22 protein-coding genes are annotated in these 21,953 nt (G+C 46.9%); 19 read left to right on the top strand and 3 right to left on the bottom strand.

The features are described from left to right. Positions 1 to 7 precede the first annotated feature (7 nt). The 9 genes from NST83_RS12900 (at position 8) to NST83_RS12860 (ending at position 7,589) form a co-directional block, all read left to right on the top strand. Positions 8 to 190, top strand: a complete 183-nt coding sequence (locus NST83_RS12900; protein ID WP_342414507.1) for a hypothetical protein — start codon at positions 8 to 10, stop codon at positions 188 to 190. 188 nt (positions 191 to 378) lie between these two features. Further along, positions 379 to 774 (top strand): DUF2500 domain-containing protein, encoded by a 396-nt coding sequence (locus NST83_RS12895; protein WP_342414506.1) that lies wholly within the window; start codon positions 379 to 381, stop codon positions 772 to 774. Positions 775 to 903: 129 nt separating this feature from the next. Next, positions 904 to 1,653, top strand: coding sequence for a glucose 1-dehydrogenase (locus NST83_RS12890; RefSeq protein ID WP_342414505.1), 750 nt, complete (start codon positions 904 to 906; stop codon positions 1,651 to 1,653). A 159-nt stretch (positions 1,654 to 1,812) separates the two neighbouring features. After that, positions 1,813 to 2,235 (top strand): cell wall hydrolase, encoded by a 423-nt coding sequence (locus tag NST83_RS12885; RefSeq protein WP_342414504.1) that lies wholly within the window; start codon positions 1,813 to 1,815, stop codon positions 2,233 to 2,235. A 51-nt stretch (positions 2,236 to 2,286) separates the two neighbouring features. Beyond that, on the top strand, positions 2,287 to 2,739 hold the full coding sequence (gerQ, locus tag NST83_RS12880) for a spore coat protein GerQ (RefSeq protein WP_342414503.1): 453 nt from the start codon (positions 2,287 to 2,289) through the stop codon (positions 2,737 to 2,739). A gap of 389 nt (positions 2,740 to 3,128) precedes the next feature. After that, positions 3,129 to 4,430, top strand: coding sequence for a hemolysin family protein (locus NST83_RS12875; protein ID WP_137063232.1), 1,302 nt, complete (start codon positions 3,129 to 3,131; stop codon positions 4,428 to 4,430). A gap of 241 nt (positions 4,431 to 4,671) precedes the next feature. Further along, positions 4,672 to 5,679, top strand: a complete 1,008-nt coding sequence (gene bioB, locus NST83_RS12870; RefSeq protein WP_342414502.1) for a biotin synthase BioB — start codon at positions 4,672 to 4,674, stop codon at positions 5,677 to 5,679. 36 nt (positions 5,680 to 5,715) lie between these two features. Next, positions 5,716 to 6,834 carry a glycerol dehydrogenase gene (locus tag NST83_RS12865; RefSeq protein ID WP_342414501.1) on the top strand — a complete coding sequence of 373 codons (1,119 nt, stop codon included), beginning with the start codon at positions 5,716 to 5,718 and terminating at the stop codon, positions 6,832 to 6,834. Between the two features lie 263 nt (positions 6,835 to 7,097). Beyond that, positions 7,098 to 7,589 (top strand): hypothetical protein, encoded by a 492-nt coding sequence (locus NST83_RS12860; protein ID WP_342414500.1) that lies wholly within the window; start codon positions 7,098 to 7,100, stop codon positions 7,587 to 7,589. Positions 7,590 to 7,668: 79 nt separating this feature from the next. On the opposite strand, the gene NST83_RS12855 is transcribed toward NST83_RS12860, so the two are convergent. Next, entirely contained in the window at positions 7,669 to 8,901 is a 1,233-nt protein-coding gene (locus tag NST83_RS12855; protein ID WP_137063228.1) for an aminopeptidase, read from the bottom strand. A gap of 161 nt (positions 8,902 to 9,062) precedes the next feature. Between NST83_RS12855 and NST83_RS12850 the strand changes: the two genes are divergently transcribed. The 8 genes from NST83_RS12850 (at position 9,063) to NST83_RS12815 (ending at position 18,616) form a co-directional block, all read left to right on the top strand. Beyond that, positions 9,063 to 9,359, top strand: coding sequence for a hypothetical protein (locus NST83_RS12850; protein WP_342414499.1), 297 nt, complete (start codon positions 9,063 to 9,065; stop codon positions 9,357 to 9,359). Positions 9,360 to 9,493: 134 nt separating this feature from the next. Continuing rightward, on the top strand, positions 9,494 to 10,297 hold the full coding sequence (locus tag NST83_RS12845; RefSeq protein ID WP_342414498.1) for an MBL fold metallo-hydrolase: 804 nt from the start codon (positions 9,494 to 9,496) through the stop codon (positions 10,295 to 10,297). A gap of 136 nt (positions 10,298 to 10,433) precedes the next feature. After that, complete coding sequence (locus NST83_RS12840) at positions 10,434 to 11,453, top strand: aldose 1-epimerase (RefSeq protein WP_342414497.1); 1,020 nt, start codon at positions 10,434 to 10,436, stop codon at positions 11,451 to 11,453. A 179-nt stretch (positions 11,454 to 11,632) separates the two neighbouring features. After that, the gene (locus NST83_RS12835) at positions 11,633 to 12,343 is read left to right on the top strand and encodes a FadR/GntR family transcriptional regulator (protein WP_342414496.1); all 711 of its coding nucleotides are present in this window, start codon (positions 11,633 to 11,635) and stop codon (positions 12,341 to 12,343) included. A 99-nt stretch (positions 12,344 to 12,442) separates the two neighbouring features. Next, positions 12,443 to 13,987 (top strand): 2-isopropylmalate synthase, encoded by a 1,545-nt coding sequence (locus NST83_RS12830; protein WP_342414495.1) that lies wholly within the window; start codon positions 12,443 to 12,445, stop codon positions 13,985 to 13,987. Positions 13,988 to 14,148: 161 nt separating this feature from the next. Next, positions 14,149 to 15,537 (top strand): class II fumarate hydratase, encoded by a 1,389-nt coding sequence (fumC, locus tag NST83_RS12825; RefSeq protein WP_342414494.1) that lies wholly within the window; start codon positions 14,149 to 14,151, stop codon positions 15,535 to 15,537. A gap of 196 nt (positions 15,538 to 15,733) precedes the next feature. After that, positions 15,734 to 17,200 carry a potassium/proton antiporter gene (locus tag NST83_RS12820; RefSeq protein WP_342414493.1) on the top strand — a complete coding sequence of 489 codons (1,467 nt, stop codon included), beginning with the start codon at positions 15,734 to 15,736 and terminating at the stop codon, positions 17,198 to 17,200. A gap of 294 nt (positions 17,201 to 17,494) precedes the next feature. Continuing rightward, positions 17,495 to 18,616, top strand: coding sequence for a phosphodiester glycosidase family protein (locus tag NST83_RS12815; RefSeq protein WP_342414492.1), 1,122 nt, complete (start codon positions 17,495 to 17,497; stop codon positions 18,614 to 18,616). Positions 18,617 to 18,688: 72 nt separating this feature from the next. Here the strand turns inward: NST83_RS12815 and NST83_RS12810 are convergent, their stop codons facing one another. Beyond that, a complete protein-coding gene (locus NST83_RS12810; RefSeq protein ID WP_342414491.1) occupies positions 18,689 to 19,228 on the bottom strand; it encodes a cupin domain-containing protein in 540 nt (179 codons plus the stop codon). Positions 19,229 to 19,496: 268 nt separating this feature from the next. Between NST83_RS12810 and NST83_RS12805 the strand changes: the two genes are divergently transcribed. Then, complete coding sequence (locus NST83_RS12805) at positions 19,497 to 19,910, top strand: DoxX family protein (protein WP_014281592.1); 414 nt, start codon at positions 19,497 to 19,499, stop codon at positions 19,908 to 19,910. Positions 19,911 to 19,958: 48 nt separating this feature from the next. Further along, complete coding sequence (locus NST83_RS12800) at positions 19,959 to 20,825, top strand: VOC family protein (protein ID WP_342414490.1); 867 nt, start codon at positions 19,959 to 19,961, stop codon at positions 20,823 to 20,825. Positions 20,826 to 20,894: 69 nt separating this feature from the next. Here NST83_RS12800 and glsA read toward each other — a convergent pair whose 3' ends face one another. Then, positions 20,895 to 21,833, bottom strand: a complete 939-nt coding sequence (gene glsA / locus NST83_RS12795; RefSeq protein WP_342414489.1) for a glutaminase A — start codon at positions 21,831 to 21,833, stop codon at positions 20,895 to 20,897. Positions 21,834 to 21,953 lie beyond the last annotated feature (120 nt).

Here is a 21,953-nt window from a genome sequence, read left to right as displayed (position 1 = left end):
GATAATCATGAGAGCGAATCAGGATCATAAGTTAACCCAATACTACCTTCAATTTTGTTACACTTGCCAGGATGCCTACGGCTGCACGACTGAAGAGGATTGTAAGCAGTGTGCAGAGCGTTATGCCGAGGCAGAAGAAAATGAAGTTTTGAATGAGACACAACGTTATCTCCAGCTTGTACATGTATAAACAGATGCATCATACTGATATCGCCATAAGTTGAGCCTCCCGGATCATTCCGCGGAGGCTCTTGGCGTTCTTGAGGGTTGCTATCAAATTTGGGCAGGAACATACATATACTAATACAGAAAGCTTAGGTCATGTGAGGATGCCCGGCCAGTTCCCTGTGGAATGCCTGGCGGAGAGGAGTGCGGTGTATGGGATTTGAGTCATTATGGATGTTCGATTGGCTGGGTACGGTACTGCCCGTTTTTTTCGTAGTCGTGTTGGGTATTGTCGTACTGTCTGCGGGGAAGGAAGTCATGGAATGGAGCCGGAATAAAAAGCAGCCTGTATTGACGGTCGGTTCCCGAATTACGGCCAGAAGGACACATCTCCAACAGAGGCGACAGGAGGAGCAAGGGACTCGTACCTATACTTTCTATTATGTAACCTTCGAGGTAGAGAGCGGCGACCGGATGGAATTCAAGGTAAGCGGGGAAGAATATGGTCAATGTGCCGAGGGGGATGAGGGGCGTCTTACCTTTCAGGGTACACGGTACATCGGGTTCCAGCGTCTCAATCGCTATGGCTTGGAACAGGTTAAAATGTAGACAGAAGCTTATTCCCCATTTATTCATGGGCATCCCCCTGTAATACAATAGGCCAGGGGGGATGTTCTTGTTTCTTGTGCAGCACATTTTGGTACATATATACTAGGAAAGTATAGGGGAGGAATAAGCATGTCATTTGAAGGACAAGTTGTTATCGTTACAGGTGCGGCACATGGGATCGGAAGAAAGATCGCTTTGGCCTACGCTGGCAAGGGTGCCAAGGTTGTATTTGCCGATCACAATGAGCAAGTAGGGGCAGCTGTGGCGGCTGCGGCACGGAATGAAGGACATCAGGCGATCTTTGTTCCCTGTGATGTGCGTAAGGAAGAAGATATTGTTGCGCTGATCCGTGCCACGGAAGAAGAATATGGCACCATTCATACGCTGATTAACAATGCAGGCGTGTCCAAATGGAAATCTCCATATGAGTTAACGGTTGCGGAATGGGACGACATTTTGAATACGAATGTACGCAGTTGCTTTATAGCCACACGAGAAGCGGCCAAGGTGATGAAACGTAACCCGGAAGGTGGCTCTGTGGTCAATATGACTTCGACACGGGCTTTTATGTCAGAACCGGATACAGAAGCCTATGCAGCATCCAAAGGAGCCATTGCAGCCCTTACACACGCGATGGCCATATCGCTAGGAAAGGATGGGATTCGGGTCAACTGTATTAGCCCGGGTTGGATTGAGACAGGGGATTACGGGCAACTACGCCCCGAAGACCATCAGCAGCATCCATCCGGCCGAGTGGGAACTCCTGCCGACATCGCGCGGGCGTGTCTGTATTTGACCCAGCCCGGCAACGACTTTGTTACAGGCACGAATCTGGTTGTAGATGGCGGTATGACGCGAAAAATGATTTATGAGCCCTGACAATCAGGCTGAACATGGGCGACTTAATTTTCATATAAGGATACGTTGCTGCAGGATAGTCCCGAATTTCGGGGCTATTTTTTTTCACTCACGCTGTCACCCATTGGGCATTTGTACCATACGATACGATATATGATTGAGCAGCAAGGAGGAGAGACGTTGGCTGTTATTAATGTCAACTCAGAGGATGTAAGGACACTCGCCCGGCTTATGCGGGCAGAGGCTGAAGGAGAAGGAGAGCAGGGAATGCTCATGGTCGGCAATGTCGGAGTAAATCGGATTTTGGCCAATTGCCTGGATTTTCAGGGTATTCGCCTCATGAATGACATGGTCTTTCAAAGTCCAGGCGGATTTGAAGCTACCCAAAAGGGGTACTTTTATCAAAAAGCCCGTGACCGTGACATTCGTCTTGCCCGGCGTGTCATTAATGGGGAAAAGATTCGCCCGGCTTCGAATGCATTGTGGTTTTTCAGACCTTCCGGGGACTGTCCGGATACCTGGTATAACCAGACTAACACCGGCCGTTACAAAGCGCATTGCTTCTTTAGCCCGACTGTACAGGATTGTCCTGCCGTCTATTAAAGCGTAACAAATGAGTTTGGATGATTTAAAACCATTTTAGGAGGAATTAACATGATTACACAGCAAGCTTACCGTCCTGTCTCTTATCCTGCTGGCGGCGGGTACCCCGAATGGCCTAGGTTGGCTCCAATGGGAACCATGCAGCCCATGAGCGGCTTTCCCCCTCATGTCAATAGTGGTAGTGCAATGACACCGACTGGTACAGTGGTGCAGACTCAGACTCCACAATATGAGCAATCTTATATTGAAAATATTTTGCGTCTGAATCTGGGCAAAACGGGTACTTTTTATATGACCTATGAAAATAACCGGGAATGGAACGCGAAAATTTTCAAGGGTATTTTGGAAGCGGCTGGTCGTGACCACATTATTATCAGTGATCCTTCTACCGGAAGACGCACCATTCTACTTATGGTAAACCTGGACTATGCTACTTTTGATGAGCCTTTGCTGTATCAATATCCCGGCGTCATCGGGAATCCGGGTACATCCCCGGTTCGCTGATGCCTTCATATATATTAAAATACATCCGCTGCCTGATGGCAGGGGATGTATTTTGTTTATAAACTTTCTCAAATATAGTTGCTTCCTTTGTGGTGAGAGGCGAAAAATGAAGCTTTCTGACCTAAATGCTAGGGAAAACCGATTTTTCTGACATTGCTTGTGGTTTGACTGTATAGAGTATAGTTATATAATTGAATATAAGCTGATGAAGATTTAATCAATCATGCGGAATAAGGCTTTTGGAAGCCGGAAGGAGTGAACGTGTTGGGAAATTGACGCTGCTAATGATGTGTTATCGTTCTGTCTATGATGAAACTATCCGAAGGAGGTGCGCCTGTCTGCCGTAATGACGGCTGACGGGGAGCATATTGAGTGACCCTTTACCGAGTATGTTTAACTTAATTATTGTTTTTGCATTAGTATTATTAAACGGTTTTTTTGTATCTGCAGAATTTGCAATGGTTAAAGTCAGAAGCAGCCGTATTGAAACATTGGTAGAGGCGGGTAACAAAAAAGCCGTATATGCCGCGAATATGTTACACAATTTGGACGCCTATCTGTCTGCCTGCCAGTTGGGCATTACACTGGCTTCGCTGGGACTCGGGTGGATCGGAGAGCCGGCCATTGCACATTTGATCGAACCTGTATTTACCGCCGCCGGGCTAGGACCGGTATATGTACATGGTACTGCCGTGGTCATTGCATTTATTGTAATTACGATTCTGCATATTGTGCTGGGGGAGTTGGCTCCCAAAACGATAGCCATTCGTAAATCTGAAACCATTACGCTGTATTCGGCCATGCTGATGACTTGGTTTTACAAGCTGATGTATCCATTCATATGGGCGTTGAATGGCATGGCGAACAGCCTGCTGCGTTTATTCCGTCTGGAGCCGGTATCTGAATATGACGATTCCGCGCATACGGGGGATGAAATACGCATTCTGATGAAGGAAAGTAATAAGAGCGGACTAATTGATAATACGGAATTGGCGCTTGTTGATAATATATTTGATTTTACCGACACGACCGCCAGGGAAATCATGATTCCACGTACCGAGATGATCTGTTTGTACAGCAATGAGTCCACAGAGGAAAATCTCGCGATTGCGACGGAAAGCATGAGAACGCGTTATCCAATCTGTGCCGAGGACAAGGACCATATTATCGGCTTTATCCATATTAAGGATCTTCTGCGGGCGAACAAACTGGATACCCGTACGATGATCCGCCCGATTCTTGCCGTTCCTGAATCTACACAAATTAGCGATTTGCTCAAACGCATGCAGCGTAGCAAGACACAAATTGCGATTCTGATTGATGAGTACGGAGGTACTTCGGGTATGGTGACACTGGAGGATATTATGGAAGAGATCGTTGGTGAAATTCAGGATGAGTTTGATCAGGAGCGTCCGGGTTGTGAGCAGATTAATGACGAGGAATTTTCCATTGACGGTATGCTGTTAATTGATGAAGTGAATGATCGCTTTGGATTGAATCTGGATCATGAGGATTATGATACAGTAGGGGGCTGGCTGTACTCGCATGTTGAGATTATCCCGCCACAGCCGGGTCAGTCTGTAGAATTTGAAGGTTGTCAGTTCGTTGTAGAAGAAATCGAGAACAAGCGAATTTCGCGTATTCGGCTGTTGAAGCAGCCGATTCTTATGGAGGAAGCCGGAGTCTCGTAAATCAGGATTCACCGGACAGAAAAGTAGACATTCTATAATTGAATCATCCTTGAAGCGACCCATGAACGATAGAGGGTCGCTTTTTTGATTTTGACTTCTTTACACATAAGACGCGAATTGATATGATGTTTGTATTATTGTAAACCTATTATATACCTATTGGGTTGACAATTAAAAAGGCAATTTATCCTAGATAAACATATCTGTTTAGATGCTTATTTAAATTAGGGAGGTATGAAGTATGAATTGGTCCAATGAGGTTACGGATTGGGACTCGCTGGCAGAAAAAGCGATCCACGGCAGCAATGTGACGCTGGAAGAAGGATTGGCGGTGCTGGGAGCGGACAATGAGGAAATCTTACCGATTATGCAAGCTGCATTCCGTGTGCGTCATCATTTCTACGGTAAAAAGGTAAAGCTCAACATGATTATGAATGCCAAAAGCGGCCTGTGCCCGGAGGATTGCGGCTATTGTTCACAATCGATCGTATCCACGGCACCTGTCAGCAAATACAGTATGCTGGACAAGGAGTCTCTGCTGGCCGGAGCCCGTGAAGCGTTAGCAAGGAAAGCAGGTACATATTGTATCGTAGCTTCCGGCAAGGGCCCAACGAATCGAGAGCTGGATCAGGTAATTGAGGCGGTACAGGAAATTACCAGTACGATGCCACTTAAAATTTGTGCATGCCTGGGGATTCTCAAAGGAGATCAGGCCCGCCGGTTGGCAAAGGCAGGAGTCCATCGTTACAATCACAATTTAAATACGAGCAAGGCCAACTATCCGTCCATTACAACCACACATACATACGACCAACGTGTTGAAACGGTTAAAATGGCTCATTCTCACGGGATGTCACCCTGCTCCGGCGTGATTATCGGAATGGGGGAAACGAATGAGGAAATCGTCCAGATGGGTTATGCTTTACGAGAACTCGGTGCCGACTCCATTCCGGTTAACTTTCTGAATCCGATCCCCGGAACCCCGCTGGAAGAAGCAAAGCGCACATCTCCGATCAGAGCATTAAAGACACTGGCGCTGTTTCGGTTCATTTGTCCATCCAAGGAAATTCGTGTTGCAGGCGGAAGGGAGCTGAATTTAGGGACACTACAGCCCTTATCCCTGTATGCAGCCAATTCGATTTTCGTAGGAGATTATTTAACGACAGATGGACAAGAAGTCACAGCCGATCATCAAATGATTGAAGATCTGGGGTTTGAAATTGAGATGTGTGCCCTTTCAGCCGTATAATAGGAATTGTACAAACTTGGAAGGGAGCGTTGAACGATGAGTGAAAAGGTATTTATTAGTCCGGGTAAATATGTGCAAGGGAAAAATGTGATTGATAAAACGGGTGAATATGTCAAGCCATTAGGTCATACTGCTCTGGTTATTGCTGACAAGCTGGTATGGGGTATCGCAGCCGACCGGGTAGTGAAAAGTCTGGAACAAGCGGGGCTTGCTTCGGTAAAGGTGGAGTTTCAAGGGGAAGCGTCCAAAAATGAAGTGAACCGTATTGCTGATCAGGGACGAAGCGGGCATGTCGATATTGTCATTGGTGTAGGCGGCGGCAAGACGCTGGATACCGCCAAGGCGGTTAATGAGGTGCTAGGTTCCTCAGTTGTGATTATTCCAACGACAGCTTCCACGGATGCTCCAACCAGTGCGCTATCTGTCTTGTACACGGATGAGGGTGCATTTGATGCGTATTCATTTTTTAGTAAAAATCCAAGCTTGATCCTAGTCGACACGAAGGTCATTTCCCAAGCACCGCCATTGTTCCTCTCTTCTGGCATTGCGGATGCGATGGCAACATGGATTGAAGCTCGTGCGGTTATCGAGGCTCGGGCTACAACGATGGCTGGTGGCTTGCCAACCTTGGCAGCCGAAGCGATTGCGGCCAAGTGCGAAGAGGTTCTATTCGATTACGGACTGCAAGCTTATGAATCCGTGAAGCGCAAAGTGGTTACACCTGCGCTTGAAGCAGTAGTGGAAGCTAATACGCTGCTGAGTGGGCTAGGATTCGAAAGTGGTGGCTTGGCAGGCGCACATGCGATACACAACGGTTTTACCGTGCTGGAAGGGGATATTCATCATCTGACGCATGGTCAGAAGGTGGCTTTCGGCACCTTGGTACAGCTTGCGTTGGAAAAAAGGCCTTTGGCCGAGGTGGAACGGTATATCGATTTTTATCTGAAGCTGGATCTGCCCGTCACACTGGAGGATGTCAAGCTCCAGGAAGCCTCCCGCGAGGATCTGTACCGTGTAGCTCAGGCGGCGACGAAGGAAGGCGAAACCGCTCACAACCTGCCATTTGCTGTAACGGCGGACGATGTGCTGGATGCGATTTTAGCCGCTGACCAGTATTCCCTTGCTTACAAAGCTAAAATTGGACATAAGAATTAACACCAATACAATATGAAATACACGAAGAGGTCGCTAATAAGCGGCCTTTTTCCATTATTTAACTTGCAGCTTATGTTATGATTTTTACAGTACATAAATGAGCATTTTGCAACAATTCCAAGAGCGATTTCAAATCAGCAATATAGAGATCGAAACGGTTTAGTTCGTCTATCAAGCGTTGGGAATCGAATGATGCAAAATGCTGAATTAGAAATGTCGGAAGTATATCTACGGCTACCCTAAAACTTGAAAGGAGTAGAGCAATGGCAAAATGGAATGTAGAAGATAATGGAACTCAGTATGAAATTGAGTACAAGCGTAGCCTCGGTGGAGGGAAAATTATTGTGAATGGAAGCGTACAGAAGGTTAAAAGCCAGAATGCTTTTTTGAATTTGGTCGATTTCCCCATCAGATTGACGAATAAAGCTGTAAATGTTGTCGTCATTGGTAACAAAGCGGATCTGGCCGTGGATGGCGTATATCTGGGTTCCAATCAGCCTTACGTGCCTGTGGCTAAAGTTCCCGGCTGGAGCTGGGCTTTTGTTGTAGTCAGCTTGGTCATAGGGTGGCTGTTTGCGGGTATCTTTGGTTTGTGTTTTGGGATATTGGGCAGCATGTTTTATGTAAAATCTTCATTATCCATGCACCAATCCACGAATCGAAGAATCATAAGCTGCCTTATTGTCTTTTTAATCATTAGCATAGTACAAATTGTCTTTGGAATTACAGTGAATCAGTGGCTTCGTAATTTGTAAAATATCTGTGACATAACCCGTTGAATGAAGAAAAAAGGCTCCTCCGCATGAAAAAGCGGCGAGAGCCTTTTTTGTCTTTTTAGATCGCCCAATTTCCTTTGCGGAAAATGGGCTCCTCGGTACCATCCTCGGTGACGCCGTTAATGTCCATTTCACCTGAGCCGATCATAAAATCGACGTGTGTCAGACTGGAATTCAGGCCGTTGGCTGCCAACTGCTCCTGATTCATGTCCTTGCCGCCTTTCAGGTTAAATGCATAGGCATTACCGATGGCCAGATGATTTGAGGCATTTTCATCAAACAACGTATTATAGAACAAAATGTTCTTATCCGAAATCGGGGACTGGTGGGGCACAAGAGCGACTTCGCCCAAGTAGTGGGAGCCTTCATCCATTTCAACGAGATGCTGAAGAGTCTCCAATCCTGTTTCAGCCTGCACATCTATAATGCGCCCGTTTTCAAAGGTCAGTGTAAAGTTGTCGATAATATTTCCGCTGTAGCTTAGCGGCTTGGTACTGCTTACTTTGCCGTTCACTCCGGTTTTGAGCGGGGCAGTAAACACTTCCTCGGTAGGCATATTAGCTACGAAGGAATGTCCCTGCTGATTGACGCTTTCGGCTGCAACCCACAGGTGATCTTTTGCCAATTCGATGGTCAGATCAGTCCCCGGGGCCAAATAATGCAGCTTTTTATAGCGTTTGGCATTCAAAATGTCTGATTTGCTGGAGAGTGTCTTCAAATGCTCTTTCCATGCTTCTACCGGGTTGTCGAGATCGACACGTACGGTGCTGAAAATGGCTTCCCACAGCTTATCCATTTGTTCGGAAGCTGGCAGATTCGGGAATACTTTAGCAGCCCACTCTTCAGAAGGGTAAGCAATCAGAGCCCAACTGAATTTATCGGCCATTTGAAGTTCACGGTATTGGCGCAATTCATGTGAACGTACGCGCTGAGCCGCAGTAATGCGACTGGACGGGATACCTTGAAGCAAATCCGGATTATCTGCTATGATATGCAGTACTGCTGCGCCGTTCTCGACCTCTTCGGTCATTTCGGCCGCATACCATTTGGGAGGAATATTAAAAGTCTCATCAGGAGCCAGTTCATACTGTAGGCGAGTGATGGCTTCGTCGCTCCATTTTACCTTAACCAGCTTTGCTCCAACGGTATACGCGGATTTGACAATAAGCCGCACAAGTTCAGCGGACAGAATGGGAGCATGAACGATGAGGGTTTGCCCAGGCTGGACATTAGCCCCCACCCTAACGGCTAGCTCGGCATATTTTTGCAATTTTTGTTGAAAATCTGACATGTAACTTTCCTCCATTTCACGAAAAGGCCCTTACAGGGCTTGGGTTGCCTGCGCAGTTTGTTGCAAATTCCACACACGGCTTATATATTGTACAATGTAACGAAAAGGTTCACAAATTAGTTTTGGTACATTTTGGAGAAGATGAAAGGGCGGATAGATGAATGACGGATCAAAATGCATCTCAGGAAGTAAAAGAAGTACATATTCAACAGGCACAAATGACTAGAGATGAGAATGGTGCATACTTGGGTCAGGTCGTGTTTGGAGTAGATGGACAAACTTCTGTATACGAAATTACGTTCCATAGCAAAAGGGGCAAGGAGTGGGATTACAGTCTTCATTTTGCAGGCGAGCCACGCGTAGAGGAAGAGATGCTGCGTATGGATGCCTGGATTGAAGAGAATGATGATTTATTTGATTATTTGCTTGATGCGGCTTGGAGTAAATTACCCGAGTAATGTAAACATGGTCTATTTTCGTGACAAGCGGATTATATTTAGCAGTGTCCGCATAATGCATAATCTGCCGACATGGGGGAAGCCTATAGGTCGATGATGACAGCAAATTCCATGTGAATGGGGAGGATGACGGTTTGGCAAATCATCTGTTCACCGAAGGAATGACGGCAAATGAAGAGGCTGCTCCCGATCTTCTGAGCTTACGGACGCTGTTTGTAAATGTGTGTTTTATCGGGGAGCCGGGAAGTCGATCCTGGGTACTGGTGGATACGGGGATGGCGGGGTTTACAGACTCGATTATTCGCTTGGCTGAGGAACGGTTCGCTGGCCCTCCCGTTGCTATTGTGCTCACTCATGGGCATTTTGATCATGTGGGATCGGTCATTGAGTTGGTTCAGCATTGGGGCACTCCTGTGTATGCGCACCCGCTGGAGCTTCCTTACTTGACAGGGTTGAAGGATTACCAACAACCTGATCCCAGTGTGGCTGGAGGGCTGCTGTCGAGCGTTTCCTTTTTATATCCCAATGATGCCATTGATCTGGATGATCGCATCACCCGTCTGCCTGAGGATGGCAGTGTGCCTGGTGCGCCTGGTTGGAAGTGGCTGCATACACCTGGGCATACGCCGGGTCACATATCGCTTTTTCATGAACGCAGACGGTTGCTGGTAGCCGGAGATGCTTTTATTACCGTAAAACAGGAATCGGCGCTGGCGGTTATTTTACAGGAAAAAGAAATACACGGTCCGCCTGCATATTTTACGACAGATTGGCAGGCTGCGCAGCGGTCAGTAAAACTGCTGTCCGGTTTAAAGCCGGAGATTGCCGTTACGGGACACGGTCACTACATGCAGGGAAATGAGCTGACGACCCAGTTGGAACGACTGACGGAGGATTTTGAGCATACGGCTGTACCCAAGCAGGGGCGCTATGTGTAGTGACTTGGAAAGGACGATGCCTTACGGGGCGTCGTTTTTTTGTGTTGGCATGGAATTTTTTTGCTCAGCATGGTATAGTCAAGCCAAAAGCTAAACGCTTTCATTAACCATCGTCATTCATCAAGGAGGATTTTTGATGACACATCAGCATGCTGCAATTGGTGACCTTTATTATGGAATACCGGCGATTCGCCTTAAATTTGGGCGTTATGAGGCGGTAGCCCTGCCGGGAAACGGCGCAAATCTGATTTCTTTTCGTGACAATGAAACGGGATATTCATTTCTCCGCGAGCCGGAAGCTGACAGCATAGAGGCTTTTAAACAAAGCCCGTCAGTCTATGGGATTCCTTTTCTGTATCCTCCGAATCGGTATGAGGATGGCAAATTCCTGTGGAATGGAGTTACATATGAACTGCCCATCAATGAAACGGCAACCCACAACCATCTGCACGGTTTTTTACACACCGTCCGGTGGGAGGTTGAGGACTACGGATCTGGAGAACAGGGCAGCTATGTGGTAATGAATCAGCATGTGAGGGAAGGACACCCCATGTTTCACTATTTGCCGTTCACCTTTACCATCAAGCTGACGTACAGCCTGGACGAATTTGGACTACATCAGCGTTATGTGATCCACAACGAGGGTGATCAGCCGATTCCAAACCTGTTTGCCTTTCACACGGCTATTCGGGTTCCATTCGTACCGGATAGTTCGCCGGAAGACTACAAAATTAAGGTTACTATCGGTGAGCGTCGGGAGCTGACAGAGCGGTTGTTAGCCACAGGACAGTTCCAGCCATTGTCGCCGGAAGAGGAACTGCTGAAGACAACGGGAGTAAGTCCTTATTTTGCCTCCATGGATAATCATTACACGGCAGCTCCGCAAAATGGACGCAACTATATGGAACTGACACACACTAAGACAGGCGCTACTCTAGTATACGATGTAGGCACGGCCTATAAGCATTGGATGATCTGGAATAATAAAGCGAACAAGGAATTCATCTGTCCTGAGCCGCAAATGAACATGATCAATGCGCCGAATCGTCCGGATTTGCCAGCGGAGGATATCGGACTGATTGCGCTTGCTCCAGGCCATATTTTTGAAGCAACCAGCCGTTTATATTGTGTCACACCTGCACAATCTAAATCCTAGCCTATATTTTATCAAAATAAGCCTGTATCGTTTCTAACGGTACGGGCTTATTTTGTTGATGGGAGAGGTGCGAAGACAAGTATTACAGGCAGAAGCCTGATAAGGAGAGGAAGGGAAAATAAAAACAGGTTGCAGGATGGCAAGCCGCTATAGTATGATACGAAACAGGAGATGATCAGATGAATCAGGAAATGGTGCCTTTTCAAGCCGTCAAACGCAAGCAAATTGCCGATGAGGTGGCTGAACAGCTGCAACGAAAAATTGCTGTTGGTGAATGGGATGTGGGTACAAAAATTCCAACAGAGCCTGAGCTGATGAAGCTTTTTGGAGTAGGGCGTTCCACAGTGCGTGAAGCGGTCAGCGTTCTCGTACATGCCGGTCTATTAGAGAAAAAACAAGGACACGGAACCTTTGTCAGCCAACCGACGACTTCCCAAGAGCCTTTGGATTACCGACTGAGCCGCGCTGAAATTATTGAGGTCTATGAGGTGCGGAGTGTGTTGGAACTGGAAATTGCCAGGCTGGCTGCTTTACGACGTAAGGATGAGGATTTACGCTTGATGCGTGAGGCGTTGGACCGTCGTGCCGTGACATTGGCCGCTGGGGATTTGAACGAGTATCTGGATGCGGATATCACTTTTCACTTGGCTGTTGCAGGGGCTACACGTAATAAAGTGCTTACAGATGTGTATCGCAGCTTTGTAGAGGCGATTCGGAAGACGTTAAAAAATCTCATAACCGATCCGGCGATGCAAAATCCTTTTACACTTCAGCATGAGAAAATTTATGAGGCGATCCGAGATCAGGATGCCAAAGCTGCCGAACTGTACAGCATTCAGCATTTGGACGGCACCAAGCTGGAACTGCAAAAGCATTTGGAACATTCATAATTTTTTTAATCCTAAACATCAGATGATCGGATGAATGTATTGAATTGTAAATCTTTTATATCGAGCATCTCCTACAATAAAACCAAAGGTGGGTTCTGAATGCGCAAAATATGGGTGTTGGACACAACGTTAAGAGATGGAGAACAATCACCAGGAGTTAGTCTGACCAGTACAGAAAAGGTCGAAATTGCCCTTCAACTGCAAAAATTGGGCGTAGATCGGATAGAAACCGGTTTTCCGGCTACCTCGCCAGGTGAGATATTCAGCATGCAGGAGATTGCCAAACAGGTTACTAATTCAACCTTGGTTGGTTTTGCGCGGTCGAAAGAGCAGGATATAGATGCGGTCAGAGAGGCGCTGAGGGGAGCGGAGGACGCTTGTCTTCATCTGTTTCTGGCTACCTCACCCATTCACCGCCAGCACAAGCTGCGAATGGACAAGACGAAGGTACTGGAAACCGCAGCCGCAGCCATTCGTTATGGGCGCAAGTATTTTGACAAGGTGGAATTTTCGGCGGAGGATGCCAGTCGTACCGAGTTGGACTTTATTTGCGAGGTCGTGGATATGGCGATCCGGGCTGGAGCAACGGTCGTTAATCTGCCGGATACTGTTGGTTATGCTTCACCAGATCAGTTCGGTGAAATGTTCAGAGTGGTAAAAGCCCAGGTGCCTGGCATCGAAAAGATACAGCTCAGCACCCACTGTCATGATGATCTCGGGATGGCAACAGCTAACACACTTGCGGCTATCCGTAATGGTGTAGATCAATTTGAAGGTACAATCAATGGCATCGGGGAACGTGCCGGAAATACACCGGTGGAGGAGGTCGCGCTCGCCCTTGATACGAGAACCGAGCTGTATGACGCAAAAACGGATCTCGTTCTGGAGGAATTTTATGCTACCAGTCGTCTGGTGAGCAAACGCACCGGGATGGCCGTACCAGGGAACAAGGCCATTGTTGGAGCGAATGCCTTTTCCCACGAGTCTGGTATCCACCAGGACGGAATGCTCAAGGAGCGTACGACATATGAAATCGTTTCCCCGGAGCGCATCGGCTTGAAGACGAGTAAGCTTGTACTTGGCAAGCACTCAGGTCGGCATGCATTCAAGGAAAAGCTGGCAGACATGGGGTTTGATGCTTTGACAGAAGAGCAGCTTCAGGAGGCGTTCCGTAAATTTAAAATCTTGATGGACAAGAAAAAACAGGTGCTGGATGAAGATTTGCTCGTCCTGATGGATGAGAGCCGCAGCACCTCTCCTCAAATTTACACGTTGGATTCCATCCAGGTATCCTATGGCAATCAGTCGGTTCCGGTAGCATCCATTCGACTGATTAAACAGGATGGAACAGCAATCGATGAAGTGGCGATGGGCAACGGCTCTGTAGATGCGATTTTTCATGCTATTGACAAGGCCAGTAGTGAAGAAGTGGAATTGGAAGATTATTCGATCCAATCTGTAACGTACGGTAAGGATGCACTGGGTGAAGTGCATACTGTTCTGAGACAAGGAGAGTTCACTGCCCGCGGAAGAGGCGCGAGTACAGATATTTTGGAAGCCAGCGCCAGAGCTTATATCGACGCGTTGAATAAGCTACTCGGCAGAAAAGAGGTTCGTGCTAAAGGCAATATCTCCATTAGCTGAACCCGTGAGATCCCGCTTGTAGCTCACGATACATTCCTCCTCCGGCCTAATCGTAAAAAAGCGCTTGCAAAATATATGATAACCTTTGAAATTTAATGTATAATAGGCAAGGAAGTCACCATATTTTGTCTGAATTACATAGGCCAAGAGGAGGAAATGAGTTGAACTACCGCATCGAAAAAGATACATTGGGTGAAATCAAAGTACCGGCAGATCGTCTGTGGGGAGCGCAAACACAGCGCAGCAAGGAAAATTTCCCGATTGGCTCGGAGAAAATGCCATTAGAGGTTATTCAGGCTTTCGCAGTGCTCAAGAAGAGTGCTGCGATCAGCAATTATAAGTTGGGCAAGCTGCCACAGGAGAAGCAGGACGCCATTATTTATGCGGCAGACGAAATTCTTGCTGGACGGGTCGATGACCATTTCCCATTGGTCGTATGGCAGACAGGAAGCGGTACGCAATCCAATATGAATGTGAACGAAGTGATTGCTCATCTAGGAAGCCAGTGGCTGCAAGAGCAGGGACAGGATGTGAAGCTGCATCCTAATGACGATGTGAACATGTCGCAAAGCTCGAATGATACGTTTCCGACGGCGCTTCATGTAGCGGGTGTGATTGCAGTGGAGGATCACTTGCTGCCTGCTATAGATAAGCTGAAAGAAACCTTCCAGCAGAAGTCAGAGCAATTTAAGGATATTATTAAAATTGGACGTACCCACTTACAGGATGCCACGCCGCTTACACTGGGTCAGGAAATCAGCGGCTGGTATGCCATGCTGGATAAAAGCAAGCGAATCATCATCGACAACGTTCAATATATGAAGGAGCTTGCCATTGGCGGTACAGCCGTGGGCACGGGTATTAACGCTCATCCAGAGTTCGGTGACCGAACCTCTGCGGAAATTTCCAGCTTCACTGGTAAAATGTTCACATCCGCACCAAACAAATTCCATGCGCTGACGAGTCATGATGAAGTGGTTGCCGTACACGGAGCCGTTAAAGCGCTTGCTGCTGATTTGATGAAGATCGCCAACGATGTGCGCTGGCTGGCAAGCGGCCCGCGTAGCGGCTTGGGTGAAATCACGATTCCTGCTAACGAGCCGGGCAGCTCGATCATGCCGGGTAAGGTCAATCCGACCCAGAGCGAGGCACTTACAATGGTCGTTACGCAGGTCATGGGTAATGATGCAGCTATCGGCTTTGCTGCGAGTCAGGGCAATTTTGAGCTGAACGTGTTTAAGCCGGTCATTATTTATAATTTCCTGCAATCCGTGAATCTGCTAGCGGATTCAATTGTAGCCTTTAATGATAACTGTGCGGTCGGCATTGAGCCGGATCTCACTAAAATTGAGCATAATTTGAACAATTCACTGATGCTGGTGACAGCATTAAATCCGTATATCGGATATGAAAATGCGGCTAAAATCGCCAAACTTGCACATGCGGAAGGGCTGTCTCTCAAAGAAGCGGCTATGCGTAGCGGATTGTTGACCGAAGAGCAGTTCAACCAATATGTCGTTCCAGCAAATATGATTCAGCCCAAAGCATAAAGCGCGGAGCTTTCGCAGCCCGAGCTATATAGAAACATACGAGCCAGCTCATGGAGTGCCAATTAGCACAGTTCATGAGCTGGTTTTTGATTATATATATTTTTTTAAACTAAGATTAGTATTCTGTGTGATTTGAGGGTATATAGGTAAAAGGCGAAAAAATGAACATTATTTTCAGGATAGGAGAAGCCGTCGTATGGAACAGACAACTGTTATTAATTTTATTGTGCTTTTGCTGTCCGGCTTGCTGCTGGTTGGCGTACTGACTACCAAATTTTCCAGTCGTTTCGGCATGCCTGCGCTCGTATTGTTTATTGCCGTCGGCATGGTGCTCAGTCAGTTTATTTATTTTGATAATGCGTTTATTACGCAGTTGGTGGGGATTCTCGCGCTCATCGTTATTTTGTTTGAAGGCGGGATGCAAACGAAGTTTGCAGATGTTAAGCCAGTCATTCGACCTGCGATGTCATTATCGACGCTTGGCGTCATTATTACAACTGTGGTCATTGGCGTTGTCGCCAAGTTTATTTTAGGCGTGAGTTGGATGGAATCCATGCTTTTCGGAGCTATTGTAGGATCGACGGATGCGGCAGCAGTGTTTTCCGTTTTAGGTGGTAAAAATATCAAGAAACGAATTACGTCCACGCTGGAAGCGGAATCTGGAAGTAATGATCCGATGGCCGTTTTTCTCACGGTAACGTTGATTGAGCTGATACATCACCCTGAGCAATCCATTTGGGTACATATTTTGCTTTTTTTATGGGAAATGGGTTTTGGTCTGGCCGTTGGTTTTGTGCTTGGACGCATAGCTGTATATGCCATTAATAAAATGAATTTTGATTCATCCGGTCTGTATCCTGTGATGGCGCTGGCATTTGCGGTCTTAACGTATGCGGCCGCATCCTTACTGGAGGCAAGCGGCTTGCTGGCGGTATATGTCATGGCCATCGTGCTGGGTAATTCGGACCTGACCTACAAGCGGTCTATTATTCATTTTAACAACGGCTTCGCCTGGATGGTGCAGATCATGATGTTCGTCCTGCTTGGACTGTTGGTTTTTCCCGGTCAGTTGCTCGGCATTGTGTGGCAAAGCTTGGCGCTTTCCTTCATCCTGATGCTCGTAGCCCGTCCGCTTGGCGTGTTCCTGAGCCTGCTTTTTTCCAGGTACTCTATACGCGAAAAGACGCTGTTATCCTGGGCAGGACTAAGGGGAGCAGTACCGATTGTACTGGCTACCTATCCACTGCTGGATAAAATGGATGTGGGGCCGCTGTTTTTCAATGTCGTATTCTTCGTCGTGCTTACCTCGGCCATTATACAAGGTACGACCATTTCGTGGCTGGCGGTGAAACTCGGCTTAATGGACCCTAACGAAACGTCGTCTCCCTCGCTCCTGGAATTGGTATCTCTAGGGAAAACCACCTCGGAGATTAATCACATTCAGGTGCAGGAGGGGATGTCCATTGTGGGCACAGCGATTCAGGATATGCAGCTTCCCGATGACATTTTGTTCACCGCTATTATTCGAGAGGAGCAAATTATAGCTCCGAGAGGCACGACGGTGATTAAGCCGGGGGATACTTTGTATGTGCTTAGTCCGAAGCTCAAGCGCCAGCAAATGAAAGAACTGTTCATGCTGCTTGTACCCGAGTCCGCACCGTAAAAGGGAATGCAACGGCAACGAAACGTGTTCCGACCAAGCGTGAATTTTTATATAATTTTCCAATCGGTCCTTTACTTTCATGTGGAGGGCTGGTTTATTGTGTTCTTTTTCGGTATGATGAATCTGTTAAAAAATTGACACTATCATTCTACAAAATTAGTTTATGATATTGTCGTTAGATGTCGCTGCCGATATGTTACCCTCTGAGGACCAGAATCAGCAGCATGGCTGTCTTGAACAACAAACCCTATCAGCTATTTCAAGACAGAAGTCAGCATACAGGAGAGATGACGAATGAAACCGGAAGTCTTGCCACAGCGTGCAGCAGCCCGCAGGCAGAATAACAAAAAAAAGAAACGAAAAGGAAAATTCGGTCGCTTTATGTCGCGGCTTTTTATTGTACTACTGCTCGCAGGAGTCGGAGGCGGCGCGTGGCTGTTTTTAACGCCATCTGGCAAGGATATGCGCTACTTGGCGGCGGATACGCTGATCACAACACAACATCGTCACTGGGCAAAATATTTTATTGGTGAGGAGGAGGCGCAGAAGCGAGTGGCCGAATATTCGGCCCGTTTCGAGCAGATGGGCGAGGAGAAGGACAGACATACGATCAAGCTGCCTGATCTGACACCAACCAAGTTCCAACAAACGCCGTTGGTTGAAGTAGAAGAGGTATCTGGTCGCAATTATCACGGCTATGTGATGACGGTGCATGACCCCACTAAAATCAGACTCGGGATTCCTGCCAAGGTAGGTAAAGGAGAAAGAGTATCCAGTATGGTTGAGCGCTTGGGAGCCGTTGCGGGCGTAAATGGCGGCGGCTTTGCCGATCCCAACTGGAATGGGAATGGATTTAAGCCGATCGGCGTTGTTATTTCACAGGGCCAGCTATACTACAATGATATGGGGAAAAACGCTTCAGCCCAAATCGTAGGGATTGATAAGCAAGGCAAAATGGTGGCCGGGCATTACTCGCTGTCCGAGCTGTCCAAAATGAATGTGCAAGAAGCGGTTACCTTCCAGCCACGCTTGATCGTGAATGGTAAAGGTCTCATTCGCAATGCAAGCGAAGGATGGGGAATTGCTCCCCGTACGGCAATGGGGCAAAGAGCAGACGGCGCGATTATTTTTGTGACCATCGATGGTCGTCAGCCGGGTTACAGCATTGGTGCCAATTTGTATGATATGCAAAACATTTTACTTAAACACGGAGCGGTTATCGGTGCTAATCTGGATGGTGGATCATCGACCGTGCTCGTCAAGGATCATGCCATTGTAAATAAACCTTCTTCTGAATACGGCGAGCGGTATTTACCAACAGCATTCCTCGTATTCGATCATCCAGAAAACGTAAGTATCCCAAATATATGGGAAGGCTTGAATCCTGGAGATATTGACGCAGCCAAGAAAAAATAGAGTTGAAATATAAAAAGCGCGTACCGTGGAAGTGAAAAATAACTTCCCGGTACGCGCTTTTTTTTGATTCTATTAAGCGTCATTCTCTGCTTCGAGAAATACAGAAATCAAAATACGGGCGTTGTTTTCTCCAATGTTTTTGGCATAATGCGGAATGGCTGCTCTCCAGCTAAAGGAATCTCCTGCTTCGAGGGTAGCCGAATCCTCGCCTTGCTCCACATATACTGTGCCTTCCATAACAAAATGAATCTCATCACCCGCATGAGCATGCTCTTCTTCCGTGGATGAGCCTGGCGGCATGTCCACCAGCATCATTTTGATGTTACCTTGGCCCCCCAAATGGTCAACTTGAAGCTTATTTTTGCCATAAACCGTTTTGCGGCGCTCATCCTTCCGAATCACCTGCATTCGTTCCTCTTCTTTGAGCAGCAGAAAAGCGAGGGGTACCTTAAGTGCATTAGCGATGCTGTCCAGTGTAGCGATGGAAGGGGAGGTTTTATTGTTTTCCACTTGACTCATAAAACCTTGAGATAATCCGGTTCGTTCGCATATTTGCTGGATGGATAAATTTTTACGTTTACGCGCGGCGCGTATGTTGCATCCTATACCCATGGAGCGTTCCTCCTTCAAGGGAATATAATAAATACTAATTTATTATTTACTATACCAAATATTTTGTTGACAGACTATAGTTTCTTATGATAAATTCACATTACAAAATAATTATTCGTATTACTAATAATTTGAGCTTGAATCGTACTTATATAAGTTACAACTTAGAGCAAGATCATTTTATTTTTTAACCAAATTATTAGTAATATAAAATAATTATTATGTGCTCATACGAGTGCAAAAAAATATTCAGAATGGAGAGATAAATATGAGTTCAGCAAGCAGAAACATTTCTACAATTATGCGGGTAGCGTTGGGTATCTTGTTTTTGGCGCACGGAATTGCTAAATTTCAAATGGGGTTAGGTAATGTAGCTGGCTGGTTTTCCAGTATAGGTGTTCCGGGATTTTTAGGTTATGCCGTTGCCGTAATTGAGTTAGTCGGAGGAATTGCTTTAATTCTTGGATTGCTTACCCGTTATGTATCTGGACTTTTTGTTATTGTATTAATCGGTGCGATTTTCACAGCAAAATTGTCCGGCGGTCTGATGGGTAATGGTCAGGGAGCAGGGTATGAGCTGGATATTGCCTTTATTCTGGTAGCATTGCATTTGGTATTTGCGCCGACGACTCGCTTGTCTCTGGATTCTTTGTTTAGCCGTCGTACCTCAACAGAACAGTAATTTATCATTAGCGTAGTCCTCCAATCCATGTAGAAAGAGGGAAATCTCATGACAGCACATATCCATGACAACACCAGAATCGGGCAGGTTTCATTAAAGGTTAGTAACTTGGAGCGCTCTATTCAATTTTATACCGAGGTCGTTGGTTTTCAACTGCTGCGTCAAACGGCGGATACCGCTGAATTGACAGTCGATGGAAAGCAACCGCTGCTAACCCTTAAGTTTATTGAAAATGCAGTTATTCTTCCACGCCAATCCGCAGCCGGATTGTATCACTTTGCTATTCTTGTACCGAATCGAGTGGCTCTGGGCCTGTCACTGCGTAATCTGCTTGCTCATGAGATTGAAATCGGACAGGGGGACCATGATGTAAGTGAAGCTCTGTATATCCATGATCCGGATAATAACGGGATAGAGATCTATGCGGATCGTCCTCGTGATCAGTGGAAGAAAGATGCTAACGGATATTACATTATGGGAACAGATCCTGTGGATGCAGAAGGCTTGGTCGCTATTTCCGAGAACCTACCTTGGCAAGGGTTGCCCGAAGGAACGGTAATTGGGCATGTTCACTTCCATGTGTCTAATTTGCTCAAGGCGCAGCAATTTTATTGCGATGTGCTCGGTTTTGATATTACATGTCGCTATGGCTCGTCTGCTATGTTCGTATCCGCAGGTGGTTACCACCACCATATGGGCTTGAATATATGGGCAGGGGAAGGCGCGCTTCCAGCTCCCGAGCATGCCGCAGGGTTGGATTATTTTGAGTTAATTGTGCCGGATCAAAAGGAACTGGAGGCCGTTGTGGCCCGTTTGACTACGGCAGGCTATGGAGTAGAGGAACGTGAGGGTACCAAGTATGTAGCTGATCCGTTCCGCATTCATATCAAGCTGGTTAACGGCCAAACCGTTTAACATATCTGGTAAGTAAAAAAGGGTATTCCCGTAAGCTGCGAAGGCTGGGAGTACCCTTTTATTCGTTAACTAAAACAAGCTCCAATCCAAATCCCGCGACATGGTCTCCAGCAAGTGTACACCCGCTGTACTGTTGCCCATGCGGTTCAGAGAAGGTCCGACCAGTCCAATGCCATATCGTCCGGGCACCATCGTCATAATGCTGCCAGAGACGCCACTTTTGGCGGGCAGTCCGACCTGAATGGCGAATTCTCCGGATGCGTCATACATGCCGCATGTGGTCATAAAGGTTTTGGCGATTTGTACATAGCGGCGGGGAATCAGCGGTACATCCGTGACCGGATCACGTCCATTGTAGGCTAATACGAGTCCCATACGCGCCAAATCCGTACAGTTCAATTTTACAGCGCAATGCCTGAAGTAAACCTCCAGCACGTCCTCAACATGTCCGCGCAGAATTCCCTTTTCCATCAAAAAGTAGGCAAGAGAACGGTTCAAATGGCCTGTTGCAGATTCCGAATCGTAGACATCCTGGTCATATTCCAGCGTGTCATTACGGGTAAGCAGACGGAAAAATTGCAGGACACGAGCAAACTTCTCTTCGGGACTGTTCCCACGAATCAAAGAGGACACGGCGATGGCTCCGGCATTAATCAGCGGGTTAAACGGGATGCCCGGCTCGACCAGTTCCAGCTTCAGCATGGAATTGAAACGGTCTCCGGTAGGCTCCATACCGACCTTGGAGAAGACCACATCCTCTCCATTATCCATCAAGGCCAAAATAAGCGTGAATACCTTCGAAATGCTTTGCATCGTAAAGCTTATTTCGGTATCTCCTGCTACCACGGTCTCGCCGGTTTCGTTCATCACGACAACTCCCAGCGCGTCGGCCGGGGCTTTGGACAATTCGGGAATATACGCTGCCACCTTGCCATGAATATACTGATGACGGCTCTGTTCCACCCATTCCGGCAGTTTGGTCTGTAGTCTCTGCCACTCCGATGTCATTTCTTTTCCTCCAGTCGAGTAATCATCCTGTGGTATTGTTATTGTGGAGCAAGATATGATAGCTATACGCCTATTCTAAAGATATTTCTGGTCGAAAGACAATATATTATTGAACACAGT

This window comes from Paenibacillus sp. FSL R10-2782, from assembly GCF_038592985.1.
Taxonomy (GTDB): Bacteria; Bacillota; Bacilli; order Paenibacillales; family Paenibacillaceae; genus Paenibacillus; species Paenibacillus terrae_C.
This window is presented reverse-complemented; position numbering and strand designations above follow the sequence as displayed.

Excerpts from the sequence above, each read along its gene's own strand:
- gerQ (WP_342414503.1), top strand. The coding sequence starts at position 2,287 with ATGATTACACAGCAAGCTTACCGTCCTGTCTCTTATCCTGCTGGCGGC.
- NST83_RS12815 (WP_342414492.1), top strand. The coding sequence starts at position 17,495 with ATGAAACCGGAAGTCTTGCCACAGCGTGCAGCAGCCCGCAGGCAGAAT.
- NST83_RS12895 (WP_342414506.1), top strand. The coding sequence starts at position 379 with ATGGGATTTGAGTCATTATGGATGTTCGATTGGCTGGGTACGGTACTG.
- NST83_RS12865 (WP_342414501.1), top strand. The coding sequence starts at position 5,716 with ATGAGTGAAAAGGTATTTATTAGTCCGGGTAAATATGTGCAAGGGAAA.
- NST83_RS12805 (WP_014281592.1), top strand. The coding sequence starts at position 19,497 with ATGAGTTCAGCAAGCAGAAACATTTCTACAATTATGCGGGTAGCGTTG.
- NST83_RS12840 (WP_342414497.1), top strand. The coding sequence starts at position 10,434 with ATGACACATCAGCATGCTGCAATTGGTGACCTTTATTATGGAATACCG.
- NST83_RS12800 (WP_342414490.1), top strand. The coding sequence starts at position 19,959 with ATGACAGCACATATCCATGACAACACCAGAATCGGGCAGGTTTCATTA.
- NST83_RS12830 (WP_342414495.1), top strand. The coding sequence starts at position 12,443 with ATGCGCAAAATATGGGTGTTGGACACAACGTTAAGAGATGGAGAACAA.
- NST83_RS12810 (WP_342414491.1), bottom strand. The coding sequence starts at position 19,228 with ATGGGTATAGGATGCAACATACGCGCCGCGCGTAAACGTAAAAATTTA.
- NST83_RS12900 (WP_342414507.1), top strand. The coding sequence starts at position 8 with ATGAGAGCGAATCAGGATCATAAGTTAACCCAATACTACCTTCAATTT.
- glsA (WP_342414489.1), bottom strand. The coding sequence starts at position 21,833 with ATGACATCGGAGTGGCAGAGACTACAGACCAAACTGCCGGAATGGGTG.
- NST83_RS12890 (WP_342414505.1), top strand. The coding sequence starts at position 904 with ATGTCATTTGAAGGACAAGTTGTTATCGTTACAGGTGCGGCACATGGG.
- NST83_RS12850 (WP_342414499.1), top strand. The coding sequence starts at position 9,063 with ATGACGGATCAAAATGCATCTCAGGAAGTAAAAGAAGTACATATTCAA.
- NST83_RS12835 (WP_342414496.1), top strand. The coding sequence starts at position 11,633 with ATGAATCAGGAAATGGTGCCTTTTCAAGCCGTCAAACGCAAGCAAATT.
- NST83_RS12855 (WP_137063228.1), bottom strand. The coding sequence starts at position 8,901 with ATGTCAGATTTTCAACAAAAATTGCAAAAATATGCCGAGCTAGCCGTT.
- NST83_RS12875 (WP_137063232.1), top strand. The coding sequence starts at position 3,129 with ATGTTTAACTTAATTATTGTTTTTGCATTAGTATTATTAAACGGTTTT.
- NST83_RS12820 (WP_342414493.1), top strand. The coding sequence starts at position 15,734 with ATGGAACAGACAACTGTTATTAATTTTATTGTGCTTTTGCTGTCCGGC.
- bioB (WP_342414502.1), top strand. The coding sequence starts at position 4,672 with ATGAATTGGTCCAATGAGGTTACGGATTGGGACTCGCTGGCAGAAAAA.
- NST83_RS12860 (WP_342414500.1), top strand. The coding sequence starts at position 7,098 with ATGGCAAAATGGAATGTAGAAGATAATGGAACTCAGTATGAAATTGAG.